Raw genomic sequence first — 26,786 nt, forward strand, 5'->3', positions numbered from 1 at the left:
GGTTTTTCGTTGCGGCTGCGAACTCGCCTCAGGCTTGCGCCTCGGGGCGTTTGCCGAAGCGCGCGGCCAGCACGCCGCACACCATCAGCTGGATTTGGTGGAACAACATCAATGGCAGCACGATTGCGCCCACGGCATGGCCGGCGAACAGCACCTGTGCCATCGGAATGCCGCTGGCCAGGCTTTTCTTCGAACCGCAGAACAACAGCGTGATGCGGTCTTCGACATTGAAGCCGAACACGCGGCCGGCCAGGGCCGACAGGCCCAGTGCGAGTGCCAGGATGACGGCGCAAGCCACCACCAGGCCGGCCAGCGCGGGGATAGGGGTCGAACTCCACAGGCCTTCGTTGATGGCTTCAGAGAAAGCCGTGTAGACCACCAGCAGGATGGAGCCCTGGTCGACGAACTTCAGCATGGCCTTGCGCTTGTGCACCCAGGCGCCGATCCAGCGGCGGGCGAACTGGCCCAGCACGAAGGGCAGCAGCAGCTGCAGCATGATCTTGCCGACGGCGTCGAACGAGATCGGCGCGCTGCCCGCGTTGGCGACCACCGTGCCCACCAGCAGCGGAGTGATGAAGATGCCGAGCAGGCTTGAGGCGGAGGCGCTGCACACGGCGGCCGGCACGTTGCCGCGCGCCATCGAGGTGAAGGCGATGGCCGATTGCACCGTGGCGGGCAGGCAGCACAGGAACAGGATGCCCAGATAGAGCTCCGGCGTGACCAGCGGCTCCAGCACCGGCTTGAGCGCCAGGCCCAGCAGCGGGAACATCAGGAAGGTCGCGGAGAAGATCGTGAGGTGCAGCTTCCAGTGGGTCAGGCCGGCGATGATGGCTTCGCGCGACAGGCGCGCGCCGTGCAGGAAGAACAGCAGGCCGACCGCGATGTTGGTGATCCAGCCGAACACGACCACGCCTTGCCCGTGGGCGGGCACGATGCTGGCGATGATGACGGTGCAGATCAGGTAGAGGGTGAAGCGGTCGGGAAGAAGGCGGGCAAGGCGTGACATGAGGGATGGAAGGGGGAGGGCGGACGGAAAGCGCCGCGGGCGCCGTAAACGGGCCGTATTGTAGTCCCGGGGACGCCTTGCTTCCTGACAGCCAGTTGTCAGCGCTGCTGGGCCACGGCAGGGCCGTGGCGCCGCGCTCAGGGCGTCATGGCCAGCGCCAGGTCGAACGCCGCGACCAGCGAGGCATGGTCGGCCAGGCCCTTGCCCGCGATGTCGAAGGCGGTGCCATGGTCCACGCTGGTGCGTACGAAAGGCAGGCCCACGGTCACGTTCACGCCATGGTCCAGGCCCAGGTACTTGACCGGAATGAGTCCCTGGTCGTGGTACTGCGCCACCACGATATCGAACTCGCCGCGCCGGGCGCGCATGAAGATCGTGTCGCCAGGCCAGGGACCGCTCGCGTCTATGCCTTGCGCGCGGGCGGCGGCGATTGCGGGTTCGATGATGTCGATGTCTTCGCGGCCGAACTTGCCGCCTTCACCCGCGTGCGGATTCAGGCCCGCGACCGCGACGCGCGGCTGGGCAATGCCCATCTGGCGGCAGGCCTGGTCGGCCAGGCGCATGGCGGTCAGTTCCGCTTGCGGCGTGATGCGCGCGATCACGTCGGCCAGCGCCACGTGTATGGTCACCAGCAGCACGCGCAGCTCGTCGTTGGCCAGCATCATCGCGAAGTCGCGCGTGTCCGAGCGCTCCGCCAGGATCTCGGTGTGGCCGGGGTAGTCGATGCCGCCGGCATGCATGGATTTCTTGTTCAGCGGGGCGGTGACGATGGCGCGGATGCGGCCGGCCCGCGCATCGTCGATGGCGGCGCAGACGTAATCGTAAGCGCCGCGTCCGGCGGCCGCGCTGATCTGTCCCAAGGGCAGGTCGGCGGGCAGGGCGGGGCTGCAGGCGATGACGTTGATGTGGTCCGCGCCCGGCGCTGCCTGGCTGACATCGGCGACCTCGACGATCTCCAGCCTGGCGCCCAGCTGGGCGGCTGCGCGGCGCAGCGCGCCGGCGTCGCCATAGACCACACAAGGCGCGTTCAGGCCTTGCGCGTAGGCCTTGACGACGATTTCGGGGCCGATGCCGGCGGCATCGCCCATGGTGATGCCTACGGGCAGGGAGGTGTTCACGATGCGGGGACTGAGGTTGTGTTGCGGATCAGGGCGGGCCGCCGTCTCACTTCGAGGAATTCTTGGGCGGCTCGATGACGCCGCATTCGAAGGTCACGGTGGCGCGCTTGGGCCCCAGGCCGGTCGCGTGGTTGGACGTGATCTTGGGCTTGACCAGCTTGCGGTCGATCGACTGGCAATACTGTTCGGCCCGCAGCAGGGCCTGGTTCTTGATTTCCACCCAGGTCATCATCTGCGAGCCGGAGCTGTGGGTGACGCTGTAGGTGTCCTTGCCGACGGGCGTCACCTCGCTCATGCTGGAACAGGCGGTCAGCAGGGCAAGCAATACGGCGGCGGGGGCAAGGCGTGCAAACATGGGGTGTCCTGAAATGGCGGTTGCCCTCATTACACCATCATTTCATGGCGCGGCCACGGCGCTGCGGCGGTCGAGCTTGCGGCTCAGGACGATGGAAGTCTGGGTCTGCTTGACCCCGTCGATCAGGCCGATGCGATCCAGCAGTTCGTCCAGTTGTTCATGGGTTTCGCAGCGCAGGAAGATGAGGTAATCGTAGGGGCCGCTGACCGAGGAGACCTCCTCGACCTCGGGCATCTTCTCCAGTTCGCGGATCACCGCGGCGGGAGTCTTGGGCAGCACGCTGATGAAGCAATAGGCGCGCACCACCGCTTCTTCCAGCAAGCGCCCCAGGCGTACGCCATAGCCCGCCACGATGTGCTCGCGTTCGAGCCGCGCAATGCGCGCAACCACCGTGGTGCGGGCCAGGCCGAGCTTGCGCGCCAGGATGGCTGCGGGTTCGCGCGCATTGGCTTGCAGCAGGCTGAGCAGTTGCCGGTCGATGGCGTCGAGTCGTTCGTTCATACGGGGATGGGCGGCATGGAGCGAGAGGGCGCGAGTGCCGACGGTACAGGCCCGGGCCTGCCCGCGTCAATGCGCGGCAGCCCGCGCACGCCAGCATGGCGCCGCGCGCTAGCCGTCGGATTCGGGCGGAATGCCGCCCTGATAGATGCGCCCGTCGAACTCGAAACGCGTGATGGTCTTGCGCGCGGCATCGAAGATGCGGTCGCGGCTGGAGTCGTCCAGGCCATCGTGGTCGGCGAAGCTGAAGCGGCACAGATCGATGTCGCTATCGTAGAAGGCCGAATGCACATAGCGGCTGACGTCGGCCTCGTGCGCGAAATGCGCGAACTCGCGCAACTGCTCCATTTCGTGGAAGGAGCCGTTGCGGCTGACCAGCAGCATGCCGAACTTGCGCTCTTCGTCGGCGACGGGTTCCGGCGCGGGCAGGGCGTCGGGATGCCGTGTGTCCTGGTAATCGAAGCGCGCGCCCAGATCGTGCATGGCCGCCAGCACGCGCTGCCATTGCGCTTCGTCCAGCGTGAGACGGGCCGCAACAAAAAACAGGCGCTGGCGGCCCAGCGAGCGCGGCTCGGCGCCGCCGATAAAACTGTGCCAGGGGATGGCTGCGTTCAGTCCGGCCAGCTCCGCCATGCGCGCGTCGCTGTACCCCAGCCGGTCCTGCAGGCGCCGCATGGACTGGGCGTCCGGCGCAACGTAGTTCTGGATCGTCTTCATCGGAAGCCTCCGGTTGCACCGGATGCTCGCGGGCGCGCAGCCCTGGAAACGGAGCCGGTGACGTGCGCCGCCGTGCCTCTGCGGCTACGCTTCATGCTAGCGCGGCGCGCAGGGCTTGCCTAGCATGGGTGGGCGTGGCGCCATGCTAGGATTTGCGCCGACTTCAATGCCAGGAGGCTTACACATGGACATCCAGGAACAAATCGCCGTCATCGTGCACACCATTTCGCATCAGGGCGGCCGCATCGATGCGCTGAACTCGACCGTGCTGTCGATGCTGCATCTGGCCAAGGCCTCGCCCGGCCTGCGCGAGGCCATCGAAGCCCAGCTCGAACAGAACTATTCCAGCCTGCTGGCCCGCTCCGAGAATCCGCAATACGTGGCCGGTTTCGAGAGCGTGCGCGACATGATTCTGGGCGCCCTGAAATAGGCTGCCGTGCGGGTCCAGGCTTGCAAGAGTTACCCACAACTTCTGTGGACAAGCCTTAGGATAGTGCGGGCATAGATGTTCATTTTCCTTTAATTACAAAGGCTTGCATGGGGCGGTCAAACCTGGCTCCAATTGCTCGTTGCGGCAGCGCGCAGCAAGCGCTGCCGCAGGTCATGCAAGCCGGGTAATATGCGGCCCCATGCGGAATCAGTATTCATTGGAATGCCGGGGCGGATCGATCGCGATGCGCGTCTCGGAAGCAGCAAAGCTGGCGGCGTTCGACCCCGGCAAACTTTCCCCCGAGGCGCGCCAGAGCTGGGAGCGCATGGGGCATGGCTTCAAGGCCTGGCACGACTTCGACCAGCGCCATCCCATCCTGCGCCGCCTGGCGCGCTTGCCCCTGGTGGGCCGCTGGTACCGCAACGCGCGGCGCCGTTATGTGCTGCGCGCCAGCGGCAAGCTGGTGGTCTGAGCGCCGTTATTTGCGGCGCTTGCCCAGCAGGTGATACGCCAGCCAGATGAGCGCGCCGATCGCGACGGCCACGGCCAGTTTGGTCTCGACGCCGTGCAGGCGTCCCAGCATGGATTCGATCGTCTGGCCGAACAGATAGCCCAGGGCGCTGAAGCACACCGCCCAGATGGCGGCGGCAATGGCGTTGAGCGCCAGGAAGCGCAGCGGCGGCACGCTCGATACGCCCAGGGCCACCGGCCCCACCGTGCGCAGGCCATATAGAAAGCGCAGGCTGAGAATGAAGCCGTGCGGATAGCGGTCCACCGCCGCCAAGGCCTTTTCGAATGCCGGCTTCTGGCGGACCTTCCGGACGTAGCGATGATCGCGATAGCGGCGGCCCAGCAGGAACAAGACCTGGTCCGCAAGGAATGAGCCGGCGAACGCGCACAGCATTACATAGGGTAGGTGCAGCAGGTGCTGGTGCGCCAGGAATCCGGCGAACACGACCACGCTTTCGCCTTCGAGCAGGGTGCCGGCCAGCACCGCCCACAGGCCGTAGTCGACGATGAACTGGTGCAGGGCGGGATTCATCTGGGCCGCTCGCCCACGATGCGCGCGAGCGTCTGCAGGGCAGCGGTGATCTCGGGCGTGGTGCGCTGCCCGCAGCTGATGCGCAGGAAGTGGTTGTAGCGTATGCCGTTGGAAAACATGGCGCCCGGTGCAACCCGGATGCCCTGGCGCAGCGCGGCTTCGAACACGTCCGTGCCGGAACGTCCATCGGGCATTTCCACCCACAGCAGCATGCCGCCCTGCGGCACGCTCAGGCGGGTGCCGGGAGGGAAGTGCGCGGCGATGGTCTCCGCCGTCTGGTCGCGCTGCATCTTCAGGTGCCGGCGCAGGCGCGACAGATGGCGGTCGTAGGCGCGCGAGCCCATGAACTCGGCCACGGCGATCTGCGCCAACGGTTCGTTGGGCCGGCTCTGGGCGAACTTCAGCATGGCGATGCGGGCCTTCCAGCGCCCGCCCAGCAGCCAGCCCAGGCGCATGCCCGGCGCCAGCGTCTTGTGCATGGACGAGCAATAGATGACATTGCCGGTCGCGTCCCAGGACTTGGCGGCGGCCAGCGGGGTGTCGTCGTCGGTCAGCGCGCCGTAGGTGTCGTCTTCGATCAGGGGCACCTGCTGGCGTTCGCACAGGGCGACCAGCCGCGCTTTTTCCGCATCGGGCATGACGCAGCCCAGCGGGTTCTGGAAGTTGGGCACCACCACTACGGCACGGATGTTGCCGTGGGTCTGGAACGCCAGGTCCAGCGCTTCGATCGACAGGCCGTGCTGCGGGCTGGTGGGGATTTCCAGCGCCCGCATGCCCAGGCTTTCCAGAATCTGCAGCAGGCCGAAGTAGGCGGGCGATTCGACCGCGATCGTGTCGCCGGGACGCGCCACCGCGCGCAGCGCCAGGTTCAGCGCCTCGATGCAGCCGTGCGTGACGATGACGTCGTCCGGCGTGGCGTTGATGCCGTTGGCCAGCGCGCGGCGGGCGAGCACGGTGCGCAGGTCCGGATGGCCCTGCGGCGGAACCGGGCTGACCAGCACCTGTGGCGACTGGCGCAGCGCCCGCGCCATGGCCTGCTTCAGTTCTTCCAGCGGATAGGCCTCGGGCACCGCCGCGGCCAGGGCGAAGTTGGCGCTGACCGGGTGCGCTTCGCACTTGGCCACGAAGTCCGAGACCCGGTCGTGGATGCCCACGTATTGCGCGGCGCCCAGCGTCTGGCGGATGTCCGGCTCGTCCACGGGCGGAATCGTGTTGCGCCGCGGCTTGAGCACGAAGTAGCCCGAGCGCGGCCGCGCTTCGATCAGGCCGTCATCTTCCAGCTGGCGGCAGGCCTGCAAGGCCGTGGACAGGCTGACGTGATGGGTGCGCACCAGGGTGCGGACGGAGGGCATGCGCTGGGCGGGCGCCAGCACGCCCGTCTGGATGGCGCGCCGGTAATGGTTGGCCAGGCGTAGATAAAGCGGTTGCGGATCCATGCGCCGATCATGCTCCCCGAGGTTGGTGTGAGACTAGGCACAGATTCAGGCAAAGTACACCATAACAGCGCATAAATCGAGGATCTGCATCGGTACAGAAACCTTGAGAGTGTGACTGTTGCGCATAGCAGGGCGCGCGTAGTCTGTGGTTGTCCGACAGGAGACGACGATGATTGCGACGTACACCCCCGATGCCCAGGCCCGCCGCCTGGAACTTGCCGCCGGCGCCAGCCGGAAACTGGTCCTGCGCGCCGGCGCCACCCTAGTGTGCGTCAGTGGCAGCGTGCGGATCGAGGAACCGGTGAACGGCCCGGAAGCCGCGGGCGGACTGCCTCGCGCGGTTTCGGTGCGCATCAACGCGGGGGAAGGGCATGGCCTGGGCTACGGCGGCGTGGCGCAGGTCACGGCCATCGGCCCGGCCGAGGTGATATGCATGGACATGCCGGGCTATGCACGGCGCTTTTTTCAGGCGGCTGCCGCATTTTTTCAGCTGAATTTGGCCAAAAACCGAAAAAATTCCCTCGGTGCGCTGCACAAGATTTCAAAATGATGTATGATTCACACATCAGACGCGGGGTGGAGCAGTCTGGCAGCTCGTCGGGCTCATAACCCGAAGGTCGTAGGTTCAAATCCTGCCCCCGCAACCAGTTTCAAGCAGAAGAAAGCCGCGATATTCATCGCGGCTTTTTTTTCGCCTCGCGGCTGGATTTTTGGCGCTGCTTGCTCTGCGTCAAACCTTTGTTCCAGTCCGGACTTTCCCTGGTATGCGCGGCCGCACAGGTCCGCAGCCCTGCGCTACCATGGGTCACGCGCGCTACGTTGCCGCACTCGAGGAGGGTCCATGGGAACAGCAAAATACGATCATCCCGGCTATGTCGCCGATACGGGCGCTGACGGCAAGTACCACGTGGGCATCTGGTGCCCCCACGGCTATCCCGCCCATATTCATATCGGCAGGCCCGCCGAACGCGGCGATCCCCAGGCGCTGCTGCGCCTGCGCATACCGGACGGGGTGTTCCAGTCCTTGCCCGACGATCCTGAAACCCTGTGCCGCCGCGCGCTGGGTCAGGCGCTGGGTGCGGGCCTGCTGCCTTCCGTCTCGGTGGACGGGGAATACCAGGAATTGCGCTTCCAGATCGACGCCGAACCCTGGTCCGGCCCGATGCAGTCTGCCGTCCACGCCTGAATCCCGGCGCAAAAAGCCGACTGAATTACCCACAGCAACTGTGGACAAGCCTTGGGATAGCCTCTGCGCATTTCGGGTTTTCCCTGTGATAACAATGACTTGCTAACACCGGTCAATAAACGCCCCACTGGGGCGTTTATTGCTTCCGTCCTGCCCGACGGCCCGGCTATGCGACAATCTTTTCCCTTCCTGGCGTTCCCGCGCCTGTCTTGCCATTCCCACCCGGTTCGTTCCCCATGCTTAGTGCTACGCGTATCCATTCCTGCGGCCTGAAGGCGCCGTTGCCATGAGCCCGGCTGTCGCGCGCGTCGCCGTCATTGGCGGCGGTCCTGCCGGCCTGATGGCCGCCGAGCGCCTGAGCGCGCAAGGCGTGCAGGTGGATGTGTTCGATGCGATGCCATCGGTCGGCCGCAAGTTCCTGATGGCGGGGCGGGGCGGCTTGAACCTGACCCACAGCGAGCCGGCCGAACCGTTTCTGGCACGCTACGGCGACCGCGCGTCCCATGTCGCGCCCTGGCTGCAGGCGCTGGACGCGGGCGGTTTGCGCGAATGGACCCATGGCCTGGGCATCCAGACCTTCGTGGGCTCGTCCGGCCGGGTGTTTCCCCAGGAGATGAAGGCGGCGCCCCTGTTGCGGGCCTGGCTGGCCAGGCTGCGCGCCAGCGGCGTGCGCTTGCATATGCGGCACCGCTGGCTGGGATGGCCGGCGGGTTCCCGGCCTGGCGCGGGCGCGCTGCGCTTCGACTCGCCCGAGGGGGAGCAGCGCTATGCGGCAGACGCCGTGGTGCTGGCGCTGGGCGGAGGCAGCTGGGCCAAATTGGGGTCGGACGGCGCCTGGGTCGACGGCCTGCAATTGCACGGCGTTGCCGTCGCGCCGCTGCGGCCGGCCAATTGCGGATTCGACGTGGCGTGGTCGGACCATTTCCGCGAACTCTATGCGGGACAGCCCGTGAAATCCGTGGCCATGGCCTGCGAAACCGCAGCCGGCGTGACGCCCGCCCGTCAGGGAGAGTTCGTCGTGTCGGAAACCGGCATAGAAGGCAGCCTGGTCTACGCCCTGTCCGCGCCGCTGCGCGACCGGATCGACGCCCAGGGCCATGCCATCGCCATGCTGGACCTGGCTCCGGACTGGTCGCAGGAAAAGGTGATGGCTGCGGTGACGCACCCGCGCGGCTCGCGGTCGATGTCCAGCCATCTGCAGAGCCGGCTGGGGCTGACCGGGGTCAAGGCGGGATTGCTGCGCGAATGCGCCTCGGCGGAAGACTTCCGCGACCCCGAGCGCCTGGGCCTGCGCATCAAGGCCTTGCCGCTGCGTCTGCTGCGGGCGCGGCCCATGGACGAAGCGATCAGCACCGCGGGCGGCGTGTCGTTCGCCGCGCTGGATTCCGGCCTGATGCTGCGCGAAATCCCTGGCGTGTTCTGCGCAGGGGAAATGCTGGATTGGGAGGCGCCGACAGGCGGCTATCTGCTGACGGCCTGCATGGCGAGCGGCGTGGTCGCCGCGGCCGGCGTCATGGCGTTTCTGCGGTCTGGCGGGCGGGCGTTGCCAGGGGCCTGAGGCCGCAAGGGCTCAGGAGCCCGAGGAGTAGGGCGCCAGGCCCAGCGGCGCGCGCGGCGCCAGATCGCCGACGACGTGGCCCACCACGGGCTCGCCGCCTTCCGGTTGCGTGACGATGCCGATGACGCGGGTAATCGCGCTGGCAGGAATGTCCGTGCCGTGCGCGGGATCCTGCACCAGCTGCCAGATGGTGGCTTCTTCGGGGATGGCGTTCTGCTCGGTCAGGTCGGAGCTGTCCAGGCAACTGCGGGCAAAGGCCGACCAGTCCGAGGCATTGCAAGGCAAGCCGTGAGCGGTGGCCAGGCGGGCCAGGGCCAGCGGCGCGTCCGCCTGGCTGGCCGCATGCTGGGCGGCGGCTCCCAGGGAGACATCCAGCGACAGCAGGCGCAGGAACTCTACGACGTTGTCGGTATTCTTCATTGTGCGGTCTCCTGCGGTGACTGTTCTGGTTATGGCCCTGAGCCTGCTGGCAAGCCGGGCGGCGTTTCAGGCCGGGCCTTGGCCCAGCATCGATACCAATGACTGTTTCAGGCGCGCCGAAAAAATCGGTACCGTATGGGATACCCCATCGCGGTCGACGCCCTCTTTGAGTTCGACCGATTGGCCGAGGAAAATATCCGGTGCGGCGCCAATTTCGTTGTAGCGAGCCAGCAATTCGTTCACGTTCTGCTGCGCGTCGGCCAGCGTGCTGCTTTCAGCCAGCTTGCCGGCGGCATGCGCCTGCAAAATGCGATGGAGATCGTCGATGAAGAGCGCCAAAGCCGCCTGCCCGCGGCATTGCGGCTGTTCCCAGCCCCAGCTCTGGTGAGCCGAACCGGCGCTTTGCGATGTGTGTTTCTTGGTCATGTCCGCATCCTAATCGATTGGCGCTAATTGCGCGACAGGCGAACGCAAGCCTTTCCAACGGCGTTTGGTCCTGGGTCTGGCGCTCATGGCGGCAGCCGCGGCGTCCGGTCTGGCCGGTGCGCAAATGAGGGTCTTTGGGGTATGCTGACTTCACTTTCCAAGCCCAGACAGGAGATGTCCATGAAGAACAAAGTCTTTCTCGTCATGTTGCTTTCGATCGCCGCGCTCTCGGCCGGTTGCAACACCGTAGCGGGGGCAGGCAAGGACATCCAGCGGGGCGGCGAGAAGATAGAGGGCGCTGCCACCAAGTAGGCCTTCGCTCCCTGCGCCGCAATCCGGCCCGCAAGCCGCGAGACATGCCTTGGCATCCCTCTCGCGGCTTTTTTGTTGACGCCCGGCTTCGGGGGAAGGGCAGCAGGCGGGGGCGTCGCGAGGACTCTTCCCCCTGGCATAATTCGAGGAGTTGAATTCGATCGTGGGAAGTGTCATGCGCAAGTCTTTGTGGTTGGGAATGGCGTTTGCGGCCTTGTTGGCCGGCTGCGCGAGCAAAGGGGTCTACGAATCCGATGCCGTGCTGACGGAGACCTTCACTGTCAATACCAACTACGAAGCGGCTTTCCGCCGGGCCGGCGAGTACGTGCGCACCTGCCACGTGCAAGTGCAGCATGCGTATAACGTCGCCTATGCCTGGCGCCACGTGAAGGGTGAAAAGGGGGCGCCGGACGAGGTGCAGCTCTATAAGGTGACGGAGCCCGCCAAGGTGCTGGAACTGATCGCCGCCGAAACCGCCACGCCGTCGACGTCCAAGGTGACCATCACGGTGCTGGGCGAGGGGCGTTGGGACGCTGCTGAAATCGCCGCTGCCCGCGCCTCGATCCAGAGCGCCACGCCGGTCTGCCGCAAGGGCGGGGAAGGCTGATCCGTGGACGCCCGCGCCCAGCAGATACGCGCCAGCGGCCTGTCGTTCTCGCTACTGGCGGGGGCGTTTCGCTTCCTGGGCTGGCTCAATGGCGGCGCGGCGCTGATCCTGACGGGCTTTTCGCTGGGCGTAGTGGGCGGCGACATCGCCGCGCCGGATCTGCAGCTGCCGCTGGCGCTGTTGCTGGGCGGCCTGCTGGCCGCCTGCCTCGGAATCCTGTTTGCTTACCTGGCGCAGGTCAGCCTGTTGCGCCAGGGCTACACCGGACATCTGACGCGCGCCCACTGGCCCGCGCAGCTTCTGGCCATGGTTTGCTATCTGATCAGCGCGCTCGCCTTCTGCGCTGCCTGCTGGCTGGCGGCGGGACAGGCGATCACGGATGCGCCCCAGACGACTACCGCCTACGTGAGACGTTAGTTGCGGGTAAACCCGTGTGCGCAAAAGTGTTGGACTTGAATTTGTGTTGAGAATAATATGCGCAGTGCGTATATAAATCTCCTGTTCGGGGCCCGTCATGACCATTTCCCAGCAAGCCTTCCTGCGCGACGCCATGCGACGCCTGAATCTCACCCGCGACGTGTTCGCAACCCGCATCGGCGTCAAACGCCGCGCGTTGGATACCTGGCTGTTGCCCGAGGGCTCGCAGGAATTCCGCGCCATGCCGGAAGTGGTGCAGCGCTTCGTCAGCGAAATCGTCCAGAACGGCGTCTTGCTGGAAAAATATACGCAAAGCGTACAAGAAGGCCCGCTGCGTGACCGCATCGCGGTGGAAGGCAAGCACCAGTTGCTGTCGGTGGACCAGTTCACCCGCGAATCGGTCGAGGACCTGTTCCGCGTGGCCGACATGATGCAGCCCATCGCCCGCCGCCAGAAGGTGTCCCGCGTGCTGGAAGGCGCGGTGCTGGGCAACCTGTTCTTCGAGGCCAGCACCCGTACCCGCGTGAGCTTCGGTTCCGCGTTCTGCCGCCTGGGCGGCTCGGTCTGCGACACCACCGGCTTCACGTTCTCGTCCATGGCCAAGGGCGAGTCGATCTACGACACCAGCCGCGTCATGAGCGGCTACGTCGACGCCATGGTCATCCGCCATCCGGACCAGGGTTCGGTTGCCGAATTCGCGCGCGCCACCAACATCCCCGTGGTCAACGGCGGCGACGGCCCCGGCGAGCATCCCAGCCAGGCCCTGCTGGACCTGTACACGATCCTGACCGAGTTCTCGCGCCTGGGCAAACTGCTGGACGGCGCCCACATCGCCATGGTCGGCGACCTGAAGTACGGCCGCACCGTGCACTCGCTCATCAAGTTGATGGCGCTGTACAAGAATGTGAAGTTTTCGCTGGTGTCGCCCAAGGGCCTGGAAATGCCGGCATACATCATCGAGCAGGCCAGCCGCAACGGCAACATCATCGAGCAGAAGAGCACGCTGGCCGAAGGCCTGGCCGGCGCCGACGTGATCTACGCGACGCGCGTGCAGAAAGAGCGCTTCGCCAACGAGGAGAACGAAGGCTATACGCCGGACTTCCAGATCAGCCGCGCCATCATCGACGCCTACTGCGGCCCCGATACCATCGTGATGCACCCGCTGCCGCGCGACAGCCGTCCCGGCGCCAATGACCTGAGCGTGGACCTGAACCACGATCCGCGCCTGGCCATCTTCCGCCAGACCGACAACGGCATCCCCATCCGCATGGCGATCTTCGCGGTGCTGCTGGGCGTGGAAGGCTTGGTGCAGCATTCCTTGCGCGACGTGACCTGGCAGCATCCCTCCCACGTCGGTCCGGACGATTCCGCCTTTCACGGACTCGAATAAGCGCGCGGCTCCGGGCCGAATACCCCTCTGAACCAGGCCCCTGCGCGGCCTGGTCGCGGGGTTTTCAAGCATAATCCGCGCTGGCTTTTTTTCTGTCGCGTGTCGTTTCCGGACACGCCGTGGGGCCTGCGGACGGATTATCTATGTCTACAAGCAGTATTGGCGTTCCGCCAACTTCCGATCGTCACGCCGGCTCATCCGGCCAGGCGTGCTACCTGAGCGCGTCCGACGAGCAGGCCTGGATAGCGGTCTACCAGTCGGTTGACGCCTATACGCGCGGGCAGGTCGCCGCGGTGGTGGGCGACAGCCTGTCCGCCCTGGTCGACGCCTTCTATTCCACGCTGCTGGCCGATGCCGAGGCCGGCCCCCGCCTATCCCACGACATCGTGTCCAGCCGCCTGCATGCCGGCATGACCCGCTGGCTCAAGGGGCTGCTGTGCGTGCGCGACCAGGGCGATATCGCCGCCCTGATGGCCACGCAGAAAAAAGTGGGCGAGGTGCACGCCCGCGTCCACATCCCGATCCATCTGGTGATGGCTGGCGCCCGCATCCTCAAGAACGAGATCGCGTTGCGCCTGCGCGCCAGCGACCTGGACGGCATGGCCGCGTCGGTCGCCACCCAGTACGTGTGCAACTTGTTCGACCTGGCGGTCGAGCAGATGAGCCGCGCCTTCATGCGCGACATCAGCCGCGGCGCCCGCAACGACGAGGCCTACCGTCTCTTCGCCCTGGGGCAGAACATTTCCACGGAACGCGAACGCCAGCGCGCCGCCTTGCTGGAGTGGAGCCAGTCGGTGCTGATCGGCTTGCATTACCGCGCGCCGGGGCAAAGCCTGCCGCGGCTGGCGGCCTCGGAATTCGGATTGTGGCTGCAGCACAAGGGCGGGGCGATGTTCGAAAGCGCCCCGGGCCTGCAGCAGATCACGGACGCCGTCGCGCAGCTGGACGGGGTAGTGCTGCCGCAATTGATGCGCGGCGAAGAACAGGGTCTCGCCGCTTCGATGCCGGACCACGTGCGCGAGTTGCAGGAGCTGGTGGCGCGCATCAAGCACCTGCTCAACGGCCTGTTCGACATGGTGGCCGAGATCGAGAGCGGCAGCGATCCGCTGACCAATGTGCTGAACCGGCGCTTCCTGCCCTCGGTGGTCGGGCGCGAAATCTCGATCGCGCGGCGCCAGCGCAGCTCGTTCTCCGTTCTGCTGCTGGACATCGATCATTTCAAGGCCATCAACGACCAGCACGGCCATTCCGGCGGCGACCAGGTGTTGCGCCAGTTTGCGGAAGTGCTGCATCAATCGTGCCGCTCCAGCGATTTCGTGTTCCGCTACGGCGGCGAGGAATTCCTCGTGGTGCTGGTGGATGCGCAACAGGAGGCCGCGCTGGCGACGGCCGAGAAGCTCGGCGCGGAGATCCGCCGCCATGTCTTCACCATTCCCGAGGCAGCGCCGCTGCACATCACGGCCAGCATCGGCGTGGCGACCTTCGACGGCCATCCGGACTATGCCTATCTGATCGACCGCGCGGACCAGGCGCTGTACCAGGCCAAGCAGGCCGGCCGCGACCGGGCCGTGGCGGCCTGAGGCCCAGCTCGCGCGCATGAAAAAGGCCGCCCGGTCAAGGGCGGCCCGCGGTTTGCCTGGCGCCAGGGCGCCTGAGGCTTACACCTTCTTTTCGCCGCCCAGCGCGTCGACCAGCTCGGCCATCATCTTGGCCAGTTCGCCCGTCATCAGCATCATGTCGGAATCGAACTTCTCGTCGTCGTTGGCGGCCACGCCTTCGTTGCCTTCCTTCAGCACGTCCAGGGGCGCGACGCGCTTGACGTCCAGGCCTTCGGTGAGCACGAACGAAATGCGGTCGGCCCAGGTCATGGCCAGGCGGGTGCACTGCTTGCCCGACTGGATATGGCGGCGCACGTCATCGGCGTCGATCGAGTGCTTGACGTAGCGGATCGCCGCGCCGCTTTCGCCCGACGAACGCAGCTCGGTGTCCTGGTCGATCGAGAAGTTGGCCGGAGCCTCGTCCTCGGCCAGCCAGCCGGTCATGGCCGAGGCCGGCGACTGCGCCACGTACAGGTTTTCGAGCGGGAAGGGATCCACGCACTTGGCCAGGAGGCCGATGACTTCGTCGGCCTTGGCCGAAGCGGCCGCATCGATCACCAGCCAATGGTTCTGCGGATCGATCCAGACGCGGGTGTCGCGGTACACGCTGAAGGCGCGCGGCAGCAGCTCGTCGGTGACGCGCTCCTTGATTTCCTTCATCTGCTTGCGGCCCGGCTTGTAGCCTTGCTGCTCTTCGATTTCCTGGGCGCGGGCCTTGGCGACCTGGTTCACCACGGTGCCCGGCAGCAGCTTCTTTTCGGCGCGCAGGCTCAGCAGGATCTGGCCGTTGACCACATGCGCCAGGCCGCCGTTCTCGCGCGGAGGAACCCAGCCCAGGCTTTGCATTTCGAGGTTGTTGCCGCTTTGGTAGGCATGCCGCGCGAGCGTTTCTTCAAGCTGGTCGCCGACCAGCGTCCACGGCGAGGAGAGGCGATAAATCTTGAGATTCTTGAACCACATGAGCGTCGGCCAAAAGGGTTGATTCTATACGACGCGGCCGCTTTGCCGAAGTGCGGCAATACCGCAGCGTGATGCGACACCTTCTGTCACTGACAGCGGCGAGCCGATGCGCTACTGTCCGCGCAGCAAGTCGAACTGGAGATAAAAAATGAAGATCATCGGCGCCATTCTGATCGTTCTGGGCATCGCCGCCCTGGCCTACAAGGGCTTCAACTACAAGTCCGAGGAGACCGTGCTGCAGATCGGTTCGGTGAAGGCCACCGCCGAGACCGAGAAGTCGGTGGCGATTCCGGCCTGGGCCGGCATTGCGGCCATCGTGGCCGGCGTGGTGGCAATCGGCGTGGGCATGCGCCGCTGATTGCGGGCGGCCGCGACCGCTGTCGGCAGGATCCGATCATGGCGACCGAGAGGTCGCCATTTTCACGTGCGCGGCATAAAAAAAAGCGGCCCGGCTCATTGAGGGCCGGGCCGGTACGGGAGCACGCAATACCGCGTCATAAAAGGCTCGCGGGGAACGCGGTATCGGTGTCAGAACACTGGCCCTGCAATCGTCCGACAGGGGGATCAATCGTCGGTCGATCTGGCGCAAGGCCGTAATCTGAGCGCCCAGTCTAATGGGGCGGGTCTGACATGGTCCTGAAAGTGCGGGCCTCTTTTTAGCCCGCTCGCTCCCTGGGGGCCGATCCTGCTTGATTGCGCGCAAAAAAAAAGCTCCATAAGGAGCTTTTGAAAGGCCGGGCGGGCGCAGCAGTCCCGTCCGGCGGGGGATGGCCTTTTAAGCGTTGATGTCGTTGTCCTTGGATTCGCGCACGAACAGCGTGCCGATGACCAGGGTCATGACTGCAATGATGATCGGGTACCACAGGCCGTCGTAGATGTTGCCGGTGGCCGCGACCACGGCGAAGGCGACCGGGGGCAGGAAGCCGCCGAACCAGCCGTTGCCGATGTGATACGGCAAGCTCATCGACGTGTAGCGGATGCGCGTCGGGAACATTTCCACCAGCATGGCTGCGATCGGGCCGTACACCATGGTCACGTAGATCACCAGGATGGTCAGCAGCACCACGACCATGACGTTGTTGCTCTGGGCCGGATCAGCCTTGGCGGGGTAGCCGTGGCTGCGGATCGCGGTGGTCAGGGCCTTGTCCAGTTCGGCGGCCTTGGCCTTGAAGTCGGCGGGGGCCATGGTCTTGCCGTCGAACGAGGCGAACTCGTCGTTGCCGATCTTGACCTTGGCGACCGAGCCGGCCGGCGCCGCTTCGTTCTTGTAGTTCACCGAGTTGCGGGCCATGAACGACTTGACCACGTCGCAAGAACTGGTGAAGGACGAAGTGCCTACCGGGTTGAACTGGAACGAGCAGGTGGCGGGGTCCGCGATCACGGTGACCGGGGCCGTGGCCTGGGCCTTTTCCAGCGCCGGGTTGGCGAAGTGCGTGATGCCCTGGAAGATCGGGAAGTAGGTCGCCGCGGCGATCAGGCAGCCGGCCATGATGATGGGCTTGCGGCCGATCTTGTCCGAAAGCGCGCCGAAGATCACGAAGAAAGGCGTGCCGATCAGGAGCGCGATCGCGATCATGATGTTGGCGGTGTTGGCGTCGACCTTCAGCGTCTGCGTCAGGAAGAACAGGGCGTAGAACTGGCCCGTGTACCAGACCACGGCCTGGCCGGCGGTCAGGCCCAGCAGCGCCAGGATCACGACCTTCAGGTTCTTCCACTGGCCGAACGATTCGGCGATCGGCGCCTTGGAACCCTTGCCTTCTTCCTTCATGCGCTGGAAGGTCGGCGATTCGCTCAGTTGCAGGCGGATCCACACCGAGATGCCCAGCAGGACGACCGAGATCAGGAACGGAATGCGCCAGCCCCAGGCTTTGAAGTCGTCTTCGCCCATGAACGTGCGGATGCCGAGGATGACCAGCAGCGACAGGAACAGGCCCAGGGTCGCGGTGGTCTGGATCCAGGACGTGTAGAAGCCGCGGCGGCCATGCGGCGCGTGCTCGGCCACATAGGTCGCCGCGCCGCCGTACTCGCCGCCCAGCGCCAGGCCTTGCAGCAGGCGCAGGACGATCAGGATGGCGGGAGCGGCCAGGCCGATGCTGGCGTAGCTGGGCAGCACGCCGACCAGGAACGTGGACAGGCCCATGATCACGATCGTGACCAGGAAGGTGTACTTACGTCCGACCAGGTCGCCCAGGCGGCCGAATACCAGGGCGCCGAACGGGCGCACGGCGAAACCGGCCGCAAACGCCAGCAGGGCGAAGATGAAGCCCGCGGTGGGGTTCACACCCGAGAAGAAGTGTTGCGCGATGATGGCGGCTAGCGAGCCGTACAGATAGAAGTCGTACCACTCGAAAACCGTGCCCAGCGACGACGCAAAGATGACGCGGCGTTCATCCTTGGTCATCGGGCGCGGATCCGCGGATGGACCGCGGCCTGCCATGGTTGTTGTGCTCATGATGTCTCCTCGGTTTTATGGCCGGCGGTGGTCCGCCGTGCTGCGCCCGCCGCCGGCGAGCCGACATTGAGCTATATGCAACATTGGGGGGTGAGGCTGACGAGGTTCTGACGGGATACTTACTTGAGTCTTAAAATTGAAACTGAAAGTAACGTATCCCTGGGAGGCTAGGGATAGTCCTAGGAGACGTCGGCGAGGTCTGACAACTCAGCGTAGAGCGGAAAGATCACGCGGATCCGCATGCCGGGCAGGTTCGAATACGTCGTGGGGTGATCGCTGATTTCGACGCTGGCCTGGTGCTTCTGGGCGATCTCGCGCACGATGGCCAGCCCCAGGCCGCTGCCGTCGGACTGGGTGCCCAGCACGCGGTAGAAGCGGTCGAACACGCGTTCGCGTTCCTCGGGCGGAATGCCTGGCCCGGAATCCTCCACCTCCAGCACCGCGTGTCCGTCCTGGACCTGCGCGCGGACCGTGATGTGGCCGCCGCGCGGCGTGTAGCGCAGCGCGTTGTCCACCAGGTTGTTGAGCAGTTCGGCCAGCAGCAGGGGGTTGCCGTTGATCTCCACCGGCTGGTCCGAGCCTTCGAAGCCCAGGTCGGTACTCAGCGAGAGCGCCTGCGGCACCCAGTGCATGGCCTGTTCGTAGGCGATGGCGTTGATGTCCGTGCGCGTCATGCCGATGGCGCTGGGGTTCTCGGCCCGGGCCAGCAGCAGCAGCTGGTTCACCAGGCGCGTGGCGCGTTCGGAGCCGGTCACGAGCTGGCGCAGGCTGGACTGCATTTCCTCGGGGCTGGCGTCGCGCAGGGCCAGTTCGGCCTGCGTGCGCAGGCCGGCCAGCGGGGTCTTCAGCTGGTGCGCGGCGTCCGCGACGAAGCGGCGCTGCGCCTGCACGTTGGACGAAAGCCGATCCAGCAGGTCGTTCATTGCGGCCACCAGGGGCGCGATCTCGGTGGGGGCGGCGCGCTCGTCGATGGGCGACAGGTCGTCGGGCCGGCGGGCCCGCAGGCGCTGCTGCAGCGCATTCAAAGGCGCCACTCCGCGCGACAGCCCGAACCACACCAGCAGCACGGCGACAGGCAGCACCACGAACTGCGGAATGATCACGCCCTTGATGATGTCGTTGGCCAGTTGCGTGCGCTTTTCGACGGTTTCGGCGGCGATCAGCAGCGCCGGCTGGGTATCGGGCAGATGCAGGTCCACCCAGGTGAACGCCAGCCGGACCCCGAAGCCGCGCAAGGTCGCGTCTTCGTACTGGACTTCGCCGGGGCGGGGCTGGCCCACGGTGGACGGCAGGGGCAGGGCGCGGTCGCCGCCCAGGTATTCGCCGCGGCTGCCCAGCGCCAGCCAGAACACGCTATCGGTCTCGTCGGCGTGCAACACCTCGCGCGCGGTGTTGGTCATCTTCAGCACGGCCCGGCCGTCCTGCGCGTGCACCTGCAAGGTCAGTACATGGAGGTTGTTGGCCAGCGCGCGGTCGTAGGGCACGTTGGCGATGTTCTGGGCCACCACATAGGTGATGGCCACGCTCATCGGCCACAGGAGGAACAGCGGCGCCAGCATCCAGTCGAGGATTTCGCCCAGCAGGGAGCGCTGCGGCGGCGCGAAGCTCGGGCCCTTGGCCCCCGCCCGCATGACATCCAGTGCTTCCTGGTTCAGCGCTTCCGGCGGCGCCGCTTCAGCTTGCGAGGTACGCCGCACCCTGGTCCCGCTCAAGACAGTAGCCCAGGCCGCGCACGGTCACGATCTTCACGCCGCTGGGTTCCAGCTTCTTGCGCAGGCGATGGACGTAGACCTCGATGGCGTTGGTGCTGACCTCTTCGCCCCATTCGCACAGGTGGTCGACCAGCTGCGTCTTGCTGACCATGCGGCCGCTGCGGGTCAGGAGGATCTCGAGCAGGCTGACTTCGCGCGCCGACAGGTCCAGGGTCTGGTCGTCGACCATGGCGACGCGGCCGGTCTGGTCGAACAGCAGGCGGCCGTGCTTGATCATGGTGGCGCCGCCGCCCGCGCCGCGCCGGGTCAGGGCCCGTACGCGGGCCTCGAGCTCGGACAGCGCGAAAGGCTTGGCCATGTAGTCGTCGGCGCCCAGGTCCAGGCCTTTGACGCGCTGTTCGATGCTGTCGGCCGCCGTCAGGATGAGTACCGGCAGGGCGGAATTGCGGGCGCGCAGGCGGCGCAGCACTTCCAGCCCGGCCAGCTGCGGCAGGCCGAGGTCGAGGATGAGCAGGTCGAATGCCTGGGCCGCCAGCGCCGAATCGGCCGCCAGTCCGTCGCGCACCGCATCCACGGCATAGCCGTTGTGGCGCAACGAGCGGGACAGGCCGTCGGCCAGGATGCTGTCGTCTTCGGCGATCAGGATACGCATGGGCTACAGTGAGAAAAGGCCCCGCGGCGCAAAGGGGACAAAACGCCGGGTTCGTCTGGCATTCTGGCATAGGGCGCCAAGCTTGCCACTCAGGGTATACGTGCAAAACAGTGGCACACTGGTTTTATGTACAGTATAATCCGATGCCATAATCTGACCCGTTGCTCAAAGCACCCGCCTAACCCTGCGGCACTTCCCTAGACACCAGATACGTTACAGACAGGACTCTACATGGACGACAAAACCACCAAGGCCGCCGCATCGGAAAAGGCCAAGGCGCTTGCCGCCGCGCTTTCGCAGATCGAAAAGCAGTTCGGCAAGGGCTCGATCATGCGCTACGGCGACAACGATGTTTCGCATGACATCCAGGTGGTTTCCACGGGCTCGCTCGGTCTGGACATCGCGCTGGGCGTCGGCGGCCTGCCGCGAGGCCGCGTGGTTGAAATCTACGGTCCGGAATCCTCGGGCAAGACCACGCTGACGCTGCAAGTGGTCGCTGAAATGCAAAAGCTGGGCGGCACCTGCGCCTTCGTCGACGCCGAACACGCGCTCGACGTGCAATACGCCTCCAAGCTGGGCGTGAACCTGGCCGACCTGCTGATCTCGCAGCCGGACACGGGCGAGCAGGCCCTGGAAATCACCGATGCGCTGGTGCGCTCCGGTTCGGTCGACCTGATCGTCATCGACTCGGTGGCCGCGCTGGTGCCCAAGGCCGAAATCGAAGGCGAAATGGGTGATTCCCTGCCCGGCCTGCAAGCCCGCCTGATGAGCCAGGCGCTGCGCAAGCTCACCGCCACCATCAAGAAGACCAATTGCATGGTCATCTTCATCAACCAGATCCGCATGAAGATCGGCGTGATGTTCGGCAACCCCGAAACCACCACCGGCGGCAACGCGCTCAAATTCTACGCCTCCGTGCGCCTGGACATCCGCCGCATCGGTTCCATCAAGAAGGGCGACGAAGTCGTCGGCAACGAAACCCGCGTCAAGGTCGTGAAGAACAAGGTCGCGCCGCCGTTCAAGCAGGCCGAATTCGACATCATGTACGGCGCCGGCATCTCGCGCGAAGGCGAAATCATCGACCTGGGCGTAGCCGCCAATGTGGTGGACAAGTCCGGCGCCTGGTACAGCTACAACGGCAATCGCATCGGCCAGGGCAAGGACAATGTCCGCGAGTACCTGAAAGAACACAAGGAACTGGCCATCGAAATCGAGAACCGCGTTCGCGAGAACCAAGGCATCGTCAGCCGCGCGGCAGAATTCGTGCCGACCGCGGAAGATACCTCCGAAGAGTAATCGGATCGGTGGCGGGCCTGGCGCGGCGCAATTCAGCTTCGCCGCAAACGGCCGGCCTATCGCGTCGGGGCAGCCCGAACAGTTGCGGCAGGCGCCAGGACGGGCCTGCCGTTATGCATAGCAAGCAGGAAACGCATGAGCTGGAAACCGCCGCCCGCTTCAGCCGAACGCCTACGCGCCAAGCTGGACGATGAATTCGAAACCGTGGCCAAGCCCCAGGGCTTGCGCCGCACTTCGGATGCGCGCCGCGATCAGGAAGCGGAATCCAGCAATGCGCCAGATCAGTGGAGCCGCAGCTCGGAAGCCGGCAATGCGCGCCGCGGCCGCCGTGCCGTCGCCGGAGCCGAGGACGGCCCGGATGCGGACGGCCAATCCGCCCGCAAGGGGCCGTCGCTGAAGATGCGGGCCGTGGGCTATCTGTCGCGGCGCGAGCATGCCCGCGAAGAGTTGGCGCGCAAGCTTGCCGCCTACGCCGAGGACCCGGGCGAGGTCGAGGCCGTGCTGGATGCCCTGGAAAAAGAAGGCTGGCTGTCCACCGAACGTTTTGCGCAAAGCCTGGTGCACCGCCGCGCATCGCGCCAGGGGGCGGCGCGCATCGTGCAGGAATTGCGCCAGCATGGGGTGGACGACAACCAGGTCGCCGAATTGCGCGAACAGCTGCGGGCCACCGAGTACGACCGCGCGCTGGAGGTCTGGAAGAAGCGCTTCAGCGCCAAGCCGGAAGACCGCGCGGCCTACGCCAAGCAGGCGCGCTTTCTGGCCAGCCGCGGCTTTGCGCATGACGTGATCCGCCGGATACTGGGCGAGGGCGACGAGGATTGAGCAGCCCTGTGCGGGGCTTGTCCGTACGCCCATGAAAATCCGCCGTGGCGGATTTCCCAAAAAGCGAGGCGACGGGCCTTATTCCTGGATGGCAGACAGGAAATCCGGGTCCTTGGCCAAAGCTTCGGTGCTGAGCCGTATCGAATCGTTTAGCGAAGTGAAGAAATTGGCGAACTTGTTCGTGCGTCGCTTGGTTTCCTTGGTTTGCGTGTACACGGGCTTCTGCGTGGCCTTGTCGGTCACGACATAGGCGATACGCAATGTCCAATCCACCGAATACCCCAGGTCGTCCGCCAGGAATTCCTCGACTTCGGCGGTCAATAGACGGCGCTGTTGGTTGCCATTGACCTTGACGCCGATGAAGCGCAGTTCGGCAAAGGTGGCATCCCGGACAAAGTCCTTGACGTCCTTTTCGAGCAATATGCTGCCGATTGCGGTGTTGCGGATCTGATTCGGAGCGATTTGCGGGGCGCGGTAGCTGCCAGTGGAGTTCGGTGAGCTGGCCTGCTGCGAGGTCGACAGGCCGGCGTTGGCGTAGCGCTGGGGTTTGGGCTGTTCTGCCGCCTCTTTCTTGTTGGGTTCGTAGGTGAAATCGCCGACTTCGACAGCCCCTTCAGCGCTGATCACCGAGGAAGGCGAATACTGCACCGGGAGCGTGTTCGGAACGTTGCCGCAACCCGCCAGCAAGGCGATGGAAGCAAGAATGGCCGAACGGCCGACAACGCGCGCTGAGAACAACGATGGCAAGAGCATGTTTTTGCTGCTGGCTCGAAGGTTTGAGGGAGCAGCATTCTAAGCCTTATGTACTAAATTGAATCTTATTATTTTTTAATGTATCGCGAGTCGGCGACATACGGCAGGGGCGCTATTTTGCTGACTTGATCCCCGACAAGGTCTTGAAGCACACATCCCGGGTAATGGTCAGGAACTGATCGATGTACGAGGCCTCCGTGTCCTCGCTGCGCACCGTCGCATACAGCGTGCGCCACACGCCTTGCGGGCCCAGCCGGCACTGCCGCAGCCAACCCTGATTCATGTATTCCGTCAGCGCCCAGTTGGGCAGCGCGGCCACGCCGCGGTTGCTGGCCACCAGTTGCGCAATGATGGGGGTGAGTTCCGCGCGGCGGATGGCGGCCGGCTCCACGTCGGCGGGGTCGAGGAAGGCCGTGAAAATGTCCAGGCGCTGCTTGTCCACGGGATAGGTGATGAGCGTCTGGTCGGCCAATTGGTCCGGCATGACGAACTTGCTGCCGGCCAGCGGATTGGATTCCGACACGGCCAGCACAAGCTCGTACTTGAACAGCGGCAGGTATTCCACTGCGTCCAGCGGCTGGGGATCGGAGGTGATAACCAGGTCCAGGTCGCCGCGCACCAGGGCGGGCAGGGGAGCGAAGGAAAACGCCGCCGACAGATCCAGCGCCACGTCCGGCCATTGCACGCGGAAGGCATCCAGGGCCGGCATCAGCCACTGGAAGCAGGAATGGCAGTCGATGGCCAGGTGCAGCCGGCCGGTGCGGCCCGCGGCCAACCGCTGCAGGTCCCGTTCCGTGGCGCGGATGCGCGGCAGCACTTCATCCGCCAGCGCCAGCACCCGCAGTCCCGCCGTCGTCAGCCGTGCCGGTCGCGTACGGCGGTTCAACAACGGCGTGCCCAGCCGGGTTTCCAGGTCGCGCAACTGGTGCGACAGGGCTGATTGGGTCAGATGCAGGCGCTCGGCGGCTTCCTGCAGGCTGCCGCCGTCGCGGATGGCGGTAAGCGTTTCAAGATGGCGGACTTCAAGCATGGGTGCCTGCAGGGATGGGAAATAAGCTCATATTTTATGAGATTTTCTCATTCTATAAATGTAGACATTGATTTTGATTCATTTTGATTTGGCCTCAAAATGGCTGTCACTTGAACAAATTTTGTCTAATGGTGGTGATCCATGACTACGATTCATAATTTGGGGTTCCCCCGCATCGGCGCGCAGCGTGAACTGAAGCGCGCGGTCGAAGCCTATTGGGCCGGCCGGCAGACCGCCGGGGATCTTGAGCAGACGGGCCGCGAGCTGCGCGCCAGGCACTGGAAGCTGCAGGCCGCCGCCGGCCTGAAGTTCGTGCCGGTGGGCGACTTCGCCTGGTACGACCAGATCCTGGAATGGACCACGCTGCTGGGCGCCGTGCCTGCCCGCTTCGGCCAGAACGACAGCGAACCCGTCACGCTGGACACGCTGTTCCGCATGGGCCGCGGCCGCGCGCCGTCGGGCAAGCCCGCCGCCGCCTGCGAAATGACCAAGTGGTTCGACACCAACTACCACTACATCGTGCCGGAACTGGCGCCGGGCCAGACCTTCCGCATCGCCCGCGAATCGCTGTTCGAACAGGTCCGGGAAGCGCAGGCCCAGGGTTGCGCGGTGAAGCCCGTGATCCCCGGGCCGTTGACCTGGCTGTATCTGGGCAAGGGCGACGCCTTTGCCGCCGGCGCCGCCGATGAGGGCAAGCTGCAACTGCTGGCCGCGCTGCTGCCGGTCTACCAGGAAGTGCTGGCGCGCTTCGCCAAGCTGGGCGTGCAGTGGGTGCAGATCGACGAGCCCATTCTGGCGCTGGACCTGCCGCAAGCCTGGCGCGGCGCGTTCAAGCAGACCTATGAGCAGCTCTCTGCCAGTCCGGTCAAGCTGCTGGTGGCCACGTACTTCGACGGCCTGAAGGACAATCTGCCGACCGCTCTGGGCCTGCCCGTGGCCGGCTTGCATGTGGACCTGGTCCGTGCGCCCGAGCAGCTGGCGGAAGTGGCCGCCGGCCTGGGCGCCGAGCAGGTGCTGTCCGCTGGCGTCATCAACGGGCGCAACATCTGGCGCACCGACCTGGACGCGGCCATCGCCACGTTGACCCCCATCAAGCAGCAATTGGGCGACCGCCTGTGGCTGGCGCCGTCGTGCTCGCTGCTGCACGTGCCGGTGGACCTGGCGCATGAAACCGAGCTGGACACGGAACTCAAGAGCTGGCTCTCCTTTGCCGCGCAGAAGCTGGAAGAACTGAGCCTGCTGGGCCGCGCCCTGGACCGCGCCACGCAAGCCGCCGCGCAGGACGGCCTGGCCAAGCAGCGCGCCGCGCTCGCCGCCCGCCGCGCTTCGACGCGCATCCACAATCCGGCCGTCGCCCAGCGCATGGCTGGCGCTGCCGCGGTGTCGCGCGACCGCGCGCCGTTCGCCGGCCGCATCGCCCGCCAGCAGGAACAGCTGGGCCTGCCCGCCTACCCGACCACGACCATCGGTTCCTTCCCGCAGACCGCGGAAATCCGCGCCTTGCGCCGCGACTGGAAGTCGGGCGCATTGACGGATTCTGGCTACGAGGCCGCCATCCGCAAGGAGATCGAGGAAGTCATCCGCTTCCAGGAAAAGGTGGGCCTGGACGTGCTGGTGCACGGCGAACCCGAGCGCAACGACATGGTGGAGTACTTCGGCGAGCTGCTGGCCGGCTTCGCCTTCACCAAGAACGGCTGGGTTCAGAGCTATGGCTCGCGCTGCGTCAAGCCGCCTGTCATTTTTGGCGACGTCGCGCGTCCGGCGCCGATGACGGTGGGCTGGTCGTCGTACGCGCAGTCGCTGACCGACAAGCCGGTCAAGGGCATGCTGACCGGCCCGGTCACCATCCTGCAGTGGTCGTTCGTGCGCGACGACCAGCCGCGCGAGCAGACTTGCCGCCAGCTGGCGCTGGCGCTGCGCGACGAAGTGGTGGACCTGGAAGCCGCCGGCATCAGCGTCATCCAGATCGACGAGCCCGCCATCCGCGAAGGCCTGCCGCTGCGCCGCGCCGATTGGCAGGCCTACCTGGATTGGGCCGTGGATTGCTTCCGCCTGTCGACCGCCGGCGTGCGCGACGAAACGCAGATCCACACCCATATGTGCTATTCGGAGTTCAACGACATCATCGAGTCCATCGCCGCCATGGACGCGGACGTGATCACGATCGAAACCTCGCGCTCCAACATGGAGCTGCTCAAGGCGTTCGAGGACTTCCGTTATCCGAACGATATCGGTCCCGGCGTGTACGACATCCATACGCCGAACGTGCCGGAAGTGGATTGGATGGTCGGCCTGATGCAGAAGGCCTCGGCCCGTCTGCCCAAGGAGCGTCTGTGGGTCAATCCTGACTGCGGACTGAAGACGCGCGCCTGGCCTGAAACCGAAGCCGCGCTGATCGGCATGGTGCAGGCGGCCCGAGCCTTGCGCCAGGCGGCCTGAGCAGACAGCTTGCCGCAACGCCGCCGGATCCCCTGGGGCCGGCGCCAGCCCTGATCCGCGCATGCCGCGCGCGGATCAGGGCTTTTTCTTTGCGGCCGCAAGATCCCGGTGATGGCTGCAAGCCACAGCTGGGGCGTGGCGCCGATTTTTTTTC

At 65.5% G+C, this 26,786-nt stretch carries 29 protein-coding genes and 1 tRNA gene; 15 read left to right on the top strand and 15 right to left on the bottom strand.

The features are described from left to right. Positions 1-28 precede the first annotated feature (28 nt). The 5 genes from ACZ5YA_RS32030 to ACZ5YA_RS32050 all read right to left on the bottom strand — a co-directional run bounded on the left by ACZ5YA_RS32030 (position 29) and on the right by ACZ5YA_RS32050 (position 3,694). Positions 29-1,006: a bile acid:sodium symporter family protein gene (locus ACZ5YA_RS32030; protein ID WP_054451031.1), complete on the bottom strand. Its 978-nt coding sequence runs from the start codon at positions 1,004-1,006 to the stop codon at positions 29-31. A gap of 137 nt (positions 1,007-1,143) precedes the next feature. Further along, positions 1,144-2,124: a 4-hydroxythreonine-4-phosphate dehydrogenase PdxA gene (gene pdxA, locus ACZ5YA_RS32035; protein WP_251877196.1), complete on the bottom strand. Its 981-nt coding sequence runs from the start codon at positions 2,122-2,124 to the stop codon at positions 1,144-1,146. 46 nt (positions 2,125-2,170) lie between these two features. Continuing rightward, the gene (locus tag ACZ5YA_RS32040) at positions 2,171-2,479 is read right to left on the bottom strand and encodes a hypothetical protein (RefSeq protein WP_118933351.1); all 309 of its coding nucleotides are present in this window, start codon (positions 2,477-2,479) and stop codon (positions 2,171-2,173) included. A gap of 42 nt (positions 2,480-2,521) precedes the next feature. Next, positions 2,522-2,980 (bottom strand): Lrp/AsnC family transcriptional regulator, encoded by a 459-nt coding sequence (locus tag ACZ5YA_RS32045; RefSeq protein ID WP_464091722.1) that lies wholly within the window; start codon positions 2,978-2,980, stop codon positions 2,522-2,524. A 108-nt stretch (positions 2,981-3,088) separates the two neighbouring features. Next, entirely contained in the window at positions 3,089-3,694 is a 606-nt protein-coding gene (locus ACZ5YA_RS32050; RefSeq protein ID WP_464091723.1) for a hypothetical protein, read from the bottom strand. A 184-nt stretch (positions 3,695-3,878) separates the two neighbouring features. Between ACZ5YA_RS32050 and ACZ5YA_RS32055 the strand changes: the two genes are divergently transcribed. After that, complete coding sequence (locus tag ACZ5YA_RS32055; RefSeq protein ID WP_054451036.1) at positions 3,879-4,124, top strand: hypothetical protein; 246 nt, start codon at positions 3,879-3,881, stop codon at positions 4,122-4,124. Positions 4,125-4,368: 244 nt separating this feature from the next. After that, a complete protein-coding gene (locus tag ACZ5YA_RS32060) occupies positions 4,369-4,596 on the top strand; it encodes a hypothetical protein (RefSeq protein ID WP_223283424.1) in 228 nt (75 codons plus the stop codon). Positions 4,597-4,602: 6 nt separating this feature from the next. Here ACZ5YA_RS32060 and ACZ5YA_RS32065 read toward each other — a convergent pair whose 3' ends face one another. After that, a complete protein-coding gene (locus ACZ5YA_RS32065) occupies positions 4,603-5,166 on the bottom strand; it encodes a DedA family protein (protein WP_118933349.1) in 564 nt (187 codons plus the stop codon). Further along, on the bottom strand, positions 5,163-6,602 hold the full coding sequence (locus ACZ5YA_RS32070) for an aminotransferase-like domain-containing protein (protein WP_251877194.1): 1,440 nt from the start codon (positions 6,600-6,602) through the stop codon (positions 5,163-5,165). The genes ACZ5YA_RS32065 and ACZ5YA_RS32070 overlap by 4 nt, the downstream gene beginning before the upstream one ends. Before the next feature lie 169 nt (positions 6,603-6,771). Here ACZ5YA_RS32070 and ACZ5YA_RS32075 point away from each other — a divergent pair, with 169 nt between their 5' ends. The 4 genes from ACZ5YA_RS32075 to ACZ5YA_RS32090 all read left to right on the top strand — a co-directional run bounded on the left by ACZ5YA_RS32075 (position 6,772) and on the right by ACZ5YA_RS32090 (position 9,346). After that, on the top strand, positions 6,772-7,152 hold the full coding sequence (locus tag ACZ5YA_RS32075) for a hypothetical protein (RefSeq protein WP_118933348.1): 381 nt from the start codon (positions 6,772-6,774) through the stop codon (positions 7,150-7,152). A gap of 20 nt (positions 7,153-7,172) precedes the next feature. Next, positions 7,173-7,249 (top strand) — tRNA-Met (locus ACZ5YA_RS32080). A gap of 194 nt (positions 7,250-7,443) precedes the next feature. Beyond that, complete coding sequence (locus ACZ5YA_RS32085) at positions 7,444-7,788, top strand: hypothetical protein (protein ID WP_119450553.1); 345 nt, start codon at positions 7,444-7,446, stop codon at positions 7,786-7,788. Between the two features lie 286 nt (positions 7,789-8,074). Next, the gene (locus ACZ5YA_RS32090) at positions 8,075-9,346 is read left to right on the top strand and encodes a TIGR03862 family flavoprotein (RefSeq protein ID WP_464091724.1); all 1,272 of its coding nucleotides are present in this window, start codon (positions 8,075-8,077) and stop codon (positions 9,344-9,346) included. 12 nt (positions 9,347-9,358) lie between these two features. Here ACZ5YA_RS32090 and ACZ5YA_RS32095 read toward each other — a convergent pair whose 3' ends face one another. Both ACZ5YA_RS32095 and ACZ5YA_RS32100 read right to left on the bottom strand, forming a co-directional pair. Further along, complete coding sequence (locus tag ACZ5YA_RS32095) at positions 9,359-9,766, bottom strand: hypothetical protein (RefSeq protein WP_118933345.1); 408 nt, start codon at positions 9,764-9,766, stop codon at positions 9,359-9,361. A 66-nt stretch (positions 9,767-9,832) separates the two neighbouring features. Next, on the bottom strand, positions 9,833-10,192 hold the full coding sequence (locus ACZ5YA_RS32100) for a hypothetical protein (protein ID WP_059379234.1): 360 nt from the start codon (positions 10,190-10,192) through the stop codon (positions 9,833-9,835). Positions 10,193-10,372: 180 nt separating this feature from the next. Between ACZ5YA_RS32100 and ACZ5YA_RS32105 the strand changes: the two genes are divergently transcribed. The 5 genes from ACZ5YA_RS32105 (at position 10,373) to ACZ5YA_RS32125 (ending at position 14,498) form a co-directional block, all read left to right on the top strand. Further along, a complete protein-coding gene (locus ACZ5YA_RS32105; RefSeq protein WP_042792633.1) occupies positions 10,373-10,504 on the top strand; it encodes an entericidin A/B family lipoprotein in 132 nt (43 codons plus the stop codon). 175 nt (positions 10,505-10,679) lie between these two features. Continuing rightward, entirely contained in the window at positions 10,680-11,111 is a 432-nt protein-coding gene (locus tag ACZ5YA_RS32110; RefSeq protein WP_059379232.1) for a BPTD_2524 family lipoprotein, read from the top strand. 3 nt (positions 11,112-11,114) lie between these two features. Then, positions 11,115-11,528, top strand: coding sequence for a hypothetical protein (locus ACZ5YA_RS32115; protein WP_059379231.1), 414 nt, complete (start codon positions 11,115-11,117; stop codon positions 11,526-11,528). A 97-nt stretch (positions 11,529-11,625) separates the two neighbouring features. Beyond that, positions 11,626-12,918, top strand: coding sequence for an aspartate carbamoyltransferase (locus tag ACZ5YA_RS32120; protein ID WP_054451047.1), 1,293 nt, complete (start codon positions 11,626-11,628; stop codon positions 12,916-12,918). Between the two features lie 143 nt (positions 12,919-13,061). Further along, positions 13,062-14,498 (top strand): diguanylate cyclase, encoded by a 1,437-nt coding sequence (locus tag ACZ5YA_RS32125; protein WP_059379228.1) that lies wholly within the window; start codon positions 13,062-13,064, stop codon positions 14,496-14,498. Positions 14,499-14,576: 78 nt separating this feature from the next. Here the strand turns inward: ACZ5YA_RS32125 and ACZ5YA_RS32130 are convergent, their stop codons facing one another. Then, positions 14,577-15,476 (bottom strand): recombination-associated protein RdgC, encoded by a 900-nt coding sequence (locus ACZ5YA_RS32130; protein WP_054451049.1) that lies wholly within the window; start codon positions 15,474-15,476, stop codon positions 14,577-14,579. 148 nt (positions 15,477-15,624) lie between these two features. Between ACZ5YA_RS32130 and ACZ5YA_RS32135 the strand changes: the two genes are divergently transcribed. Beyond that, positions 15,625-15,834 carry a hypothetical protein gene (locus ACZ5YA_RS32135; protein WP_059379226.1) on the top strand — a complete coding sequence of 70 codons (210 nt, stop codon included), beginning with the start codon at positions 15,625-15,627 and terminating at the stop codon, positions 15,832-15,834. 417 nt (positions 15,835-16,251) lie between these two features. Here ACZ5YA_RS32135 and ACZ5YA_RS32140 read toward each other — a convergent pair whose 3' ends face one another. The 3 genes from ACZ5YA_RS32140 to ACZ5YA_RS32150 all read right to left on the bottom strand — a co-directional run bounded on the left by ACZ5YA_RS32140 (position 16,252) and on the right by ACZ5YA_RS32150 (position 20,292). Next, positions 16,252-17,913: an MFS transporter gene (locus ACZ5YA_RS32140; RefSeq protein ID WP_059379225.1), complete on the bottom strand. Its 1,662-nt coding sequence runs from the start codon at positions 17,911-17,913 to the stop codon at positions 16,252-16,254. Positions 17,914-18,107: 194 nt separating this feature from the next. Continuing rightward, entirely contained in the window at positions 18,108-19,487 is a 1,380-nt protein-coding gene (locus tag ACZ5YA_RS32145) for a sensor histidine kinase N-terminal domain-containing protein (RefSeq protein ID WP_464092884.1), read from the bottom strand. 115 nt (positions 19,488-19,602) lie between these two features. Then, on the bottom strand, positions 19,603-20,292 hold the full coding sequence (locus ACZ5YA_RS32150) for a response regulator transcription factor (RefSeq protein ID WP_013392535.1): 690 nt from the start codon (positions 20,290-20,292) through the stop codon (positions 19,603-19,605). A 231-nt stretch (positions 20,293-20,523) separates the two neighbouring features. Between ACZ5YA_RS32150 and recA the strand changes: the two genes are divergently transcribed. Beyond that, positions 20,524-21,588, top strand: a complete 1,065-nt coding sequence (recA, locus tag ACZ5YA_RS32155; RefSeq protein ID WP_059379220.1) for a recombinase RecA — start codon at positions 20,524-20,526, stop codon at positions 21,586-21,588. A 135-nt stretch (positions 21,589-21,723) separates the two neighbouring features. Continuing rightward, a complete protein-coding gene (gene recX / locus ACZ5YA_RS32160; RefSeq protein WP_464091725.1) occupies positions 21,724-22,410 on the top strand; it encodes a recombination regulator RecX in 687 nt (228 codons plus the stop codon). 78 nt (positions 22,411-22,488) lie between these two features. Here the strand turns inward: recX and ACZ5YA_RS32165 are convergent, their stop codons facing one another. Both ACZ5YA_RS32165 and ACZ5YA_RS32170 read right to left on the bottom strand, forming a co-directional pair. Beyond that, positions 22,489-23,163: a hypothetical protein gene (locus tag ACZ5YA_RS32165; RefSeq protein WP_464091726.1), complete on the bottom strand. Its 675-nt coding sequence runs from the start codon at positions 23,161-23,163 to the stop codon at positions 22,489-22,491. A gap of 112 nt (positions 23,164-23,275) precedes the next feature. Then, complete coding sequence (locus tag ACZ5YA_RS32170; protein ID WP_464091727.1) at positions 23,276-24,193, bottom strand: LysR family transcriptional regulator; 918 nt, start codon at positions 24,191-24,193, stop codon at positions 23,276-23,278. Positions 24,194-24,334: 141 nt separating this feature from the next. On the opposite strand from ACZ5YA_RS32170, the gene metE reads away from it, so the two are divergent. Then, the gene (gene metE, locus ACZ5YA_RS32175; RefSeq protein ID WP_118933342.1) at positions 24,335-26,632 is read left to right on the top strand and encodes a 5-methyltetrahydropteroyltriglutamate--homocysteine S-methyltransferase; all 2,298 of its coding nucleotides are present in this window, start codon (positions 24,335-24,337) and stop codon (positions 26,630-26,632) included. Positions 26,633-26,786 lie beyond the last annotated feature (154 nt).

The organism is Achromobacter sp. JCM 18799, assembly GCF_055395645.1.